Origin of the sequence: Streptomyces sp. NPDC059037 (assembly GCF_042740015.1) — a bacterium.
Taxonomy (GTDB): Bacteria; Actinomycetota; Actinomycetes; order Streptomycetales; family Streptomycetaceae; genus Streptomyces.
This window is the reverse complement of record NZ_JBHYIG010000010.1, coordinates 68,909-71,760: the sequence shown is the minus strand read 5'-3', so window position 1 is coordinate 71,760 and position 2,852 is coordinate 68,909. Positions and strand designations below refer to the sequence as shown.

At 71.4% G+C, this 2,852-nt stretch carries 4 protein-coding genes; 2 read left to right on the top strand and 2 right to left on the bottom strand.

Going from position 1 to position 2,852, the window contains the following annotated elements; genetic code table 11:
• Positions 1-119: 119 nt before the first annotated feature.
• Positions 120-473 (bottom strand): hypothetical protein, encoded by a 354-nt coding sequence (locus ACFWY6_RS04190; protein WP_384686167.1) that lies wholly within the window; start codon positions 471-473, stop codon positions 120-122.
• Positions 474-792: 319 nt separating this feature from the next.
• Here ACFWY6_RS04190 and ACFWY6_RS04185 point away from each other — a divergent pair, with 319 nt between their 5' ends.
• Both ACFWY6_RS04185 and ACFWY6_RS04180 read left to right on the top strand, forming a co-directional pair.
• A complete protein-coding gene (locus tag ACFWY6_RS04185) occupies positions 793-1,845 on the top strand; it encodes an NlpC/P60 family protein (protein ID WP_384686165.1) in 1,053 nt (350 codons plus the stop codon).
• Between the two features lie 47 nt (positions 1,846-1,892).
• The gene (locus tag ACFWY6_RS04180; protein ID WP_384686163.1) at positions 1,893-2,531 is read left to right on the top strand and encodes a hypothetical protein; all 639 of its coding nucleotides are present in this window, start codon (positions 1,893-1,895) and stop codon (positions 2,529-2,531) included.
• A gap of 15 nt (positions 2,532-2,546) precedes the next feature.
• Here the strand turns inward: ACFWY6_RS04180 and ACFWY6_RS04175 are convergent.
• A partial coding sequence (locus ACFWY6_RS04175; protein ID WP_384686161.1) for a response regulator transcription factor occupies positions 2,547-2,852 on the bottom strand: 306 nt, incomplete at its 5' end.

Here is a 2,852-nt window from a genome sequence, read left to right as displayed (position 1 = left end):
TGCCCGTCCGCGTGCCCCCCCACCATCCCCACCGACACCACCACACCCGGCTCCCGCGCCACCAGGACGGCGCACCCCGCCCCCACGGCGCCCGTAGTGCGTCGGTTGGATATCCGGACTCAGGTCCACAGCACCGCGATGAAGATGTTCGCCGTGGTCAGCAGCCCCACCGCACCGAACATGCCCTTGTCGACCTTCTCCTCGTCCCGCTTCACATAGACCAGCGCGAGGATCACGATCAGCACGGCCATCTTGATGCCGATCTTGAGGTTGTTGACCGGGTCGTCGTCCGCCTGGTTGAGGCCCACCAGGATCACGCCGGTGACCAGCATGGTCAGCGCGCCGTGCAGCATCGCGGGGTTGAAGCGGGCCGTGCCCTGGCCCATCTGCTTCATCTGGGTGAGGAAGCCGCCCAGCAGGGAGGCGATACCGATGATGTGCAGACCGACGAAGACATGGGTGAGTACGTCCATGATTCCGGAGCCTAGCCGGGGCTATACCACCGCTCGGCACCCAGGTGGGCCACAAGCGGGGCATCGGTCAGGGGCCTGCGCGAAGGCTGTGTGGCCACGCGATGCGCGCGGCCACATACGGTCACCGTCCGGAGCACTTCCGCCAGTTGCGCACATTCCGTCACCAACCCGTGACGGTCAGGTTTAGCGTCCTTCGTCAGGTGACCGGCTCCCCACCGCCGTCCGGACCAGGGGCGGCAGTCGGACACCACCGCCGAGAAACCCGGCGGCGGTCCGCTCCCCCTGTGCGGGCCGTCGCCGGACCCTAAGGAGCCCCTTCGTGGCAGCTCACCGCAAGCCCAGACAGCGCGCGCTCAGCGGCGGTACGGCCCGTACCGCCGCCACCCTCGCCCTCGCCGGGGCCGCCACGGCGACCGCCTTCGACGGGACGGGCCACGCGGACCCCCGGCTCAGCCCGACCGAGGTGAAGTCCAAGGTCGACGCGCTCTACCGCGAGGCGGAGATCGCCGCCGAGAAGTACAACGGCGCCAAGGAGAAGGCGGACAAGGCCGAGGAGTCCCTGGGCGAGCTGCGCGACGAGGCGGCCCGCAAGACGGAGAAGCTCAACTCGGCGCGCGAGGGCCTCGGTTCGATCGCCGCGGCGCAGTACCGCAGCGGCGGCATCGATCCCGCCGTCCAGCTCGCGCTCTCCTCCGACCCCGACCAGTTCCTTGAGCGCGCCGCGCTCGCCGACCGTGCGGGCAGCCGCCAGGCCTCGGCCGTCAGCGGCGTACGCAAGCAGCTCCAGGAGATCGACCAGCTGCACAGCGAGGCCGACGGCACGCTCGACCGCCTCGAATCCCGCCAGGCGGAGCTGAGGAAGCACAAGAAGACAGTCAACGGAAAGCTGGACTCCGCCAAGCGGCTGCTCGCCCGGCTGACCGCCGAAGAGCGTGCGCGGCTCGCGGGCGACGGCGATCAGGACCGGACCTCCCGCGCCGCCGGCCGCGCCGCCGCCCTGGACGCCCCGGCGAAAGCCCCCAACGCCCGCGCGTCGACAGCCGTCTCCTACGCCTACAAGGCGCTCGGCAGCCCGTACGTATGGGGTGCCACGGGCCCCAACGCCTTCGACTGCTCCGGGCTCACCCAGGCCGCGTACCGCTCCGCGGGGGTCGCCCTTCCCCGTACGACGTACTCACAGATCGCGGCGGGCAACCGGGTCCCGCGCTCCCAACTGCAGCCGGGAGACCTGGTCTTCTTCTACCAGGGCATCAGTCACGTCGGCATCTACGTGGGCAACGGACAGATGATCCACGCCCCGAACCCGAGCGCGCCGGTGCGCCTGGCACCGATCAGCCAGATGCCGTTCGCGGGGGCCACGCGCGTGGCGTGAAGGGCCTCACGAAGCGTCTGAGCACCCCGAAGGTACTGTTCTGGCTCATGCCCCGCCGTACGCTGCCGCCCCCACCGCCGCCCGTCCACCTGCGCACCTGGCCGGACCGCAACGCGCTCCTCGCCGACCGCGGCATGGCACTCGAAGAGCTGCGCAGGCGGAGCCTGGGAGTTCACCGGCTGCTGCTGCTCTGGCTGTTGGGGCTCGGCGGCGTCATCGGGTGGTCGCTGCTCGCGCTGCCGATCCAGATGGTCGAGGACAAGGAGCCCATGGTCATCGTGTTCGGCCCGGTCTGCGCCGTCCTGGGCCTGGGGGCGCTCGTCCCCTCGGTGATCGGCATCGTCCTCGGCATACGCCAGGACCGGAAGATACGCGAACTCACCGACACCTGGCTCGCGTTGGACAGCCACCCGACGGCGGACTCCGCGCTCCGCTCCCCCGGCCTGAGCCTCTGCTGGCTGCTCGGTTCCTTCGTCCTGTGCGCGCTGGGCCTGTGGGCGTCCTTCGCTGCCGCCGCCTACGCCGAGCCGGGACGCGACTCGTACGGCGACGTCGTCCTCGGCATGGGCGCCGGCCTCGTCCTGTGGCTGACGGGCCTGGTCGGCGCCACCAAGGCGGTGGGCCACTACCGGTGGGCGGTACGGAAGTTGACCCCCGCCGCGGTCGCGGGCGGCGCGCACCGCTGAAGTCCGGCCGACCCCTCAGACCAGCCGCCGCGCCGTCGCCCATCGCGTCAGCTCGTGCCGGTTGGACAGCTGCAACTTCCTCAGCACCGCCGACACATGCGACTCCACCGTCTTCACGGAGATGAAGAGCTGCTTGGCGATCTCCTTGTACGCGTACCCGCGCGCGATGAGCCGCAGCACTTCGCGCTCGCGCTGGGTGAGGCGGTCCAGATCCTCGTCGACCGGCGGCGCGTCGGGGGGGGGGGCAGGGGCGGCGGGGCGCACACCGCGCCGCCCCCGGGACCACCCCACCCCCCCGCGCCCCCCGCCCCACGCAGCGAG

Bases quoted from the DNA above. Each gene is read 5' to 3' on its own strand.
- ACFWY6_RS04190 (WP_384686167.1), bottom strand. From the start codon at position 473: ATGGACGTACTCACCCATGTCTTCGTCGGTCTGCACATCATCGGTATC.
- ACFWY6_RS04180 (WP_384686163.1), top strand. From the start codon at position 1,893: ATGCCCCGCCGTACGCTGCCGCCCCCACCGCCGCCCGTCCACCTGCGC.